Genomic DNA, 438 nt, shown 5'->3' with positions numbered 1-438 from the left:
GCAGGCGCTCGGTGACGTCGTCGATCTGCCCGGTGCCGTCCACGCGGGCGACGATGCCGCGCTCCACGTACTCCTGGATGACGGACTCGGTCTCGCGGTGGTACAGGTCCAGGCGGTGCTCGATGACCTCCTGGGTGTCGTCCGCGCGGCCCTCGATCTCGGCACGCTTGAGCAGGCGCTCCACGAGCTCCTCGTCGGGCACCTCCAGCTCGACGACGGCGGACAGCGACTGGCCGGCCTCGGCGAGCATGGCGTCCAGCGCCTCGACCTGGCCCTTCGTGCGCGGATAGCCGTCCAGCAGGAAGCCGTGCTCCGCGTCGGCCTGGGCGATGCGGTCCGCGACCATGCGGTTCGTGACCTCATCGGGGACGAAGTCGCCGTTGTCGATGTACTTCTTGGCCTCGACGCCGAGCGGCGTCATCGACTTCACGTTGTGGC

Annotated in this window: 1 protein-coding gene; it reads right to left on the bottom strand. The window is 69.4% G+C overall.

The genetic code is table 11. The features are described from left to right. Positions 1-421: nucleoside monophosphate kinase (locus C6558_RS39220; RefSeq protein WP_245449376.1), on the bottom strand; the 421-nt coding region annotated here is incomplete at its 3' end. Between the last annotated feature and the right edge of the window lie 17 nt (positions 422-438).

It is taken from the genome of Ensifer sp. NM-2 (assembly GCF_003024455.1).
Classification (GTDB): Bacteria; Pseudomonadota; Alphaproteobacteria; order Rhizobiales; family Rhizobiaceae; genus Ensifer; species Ensifer canadensis.
This window is presented reverse-complemented; position numbering and strand designations above follow the sequence as displayed.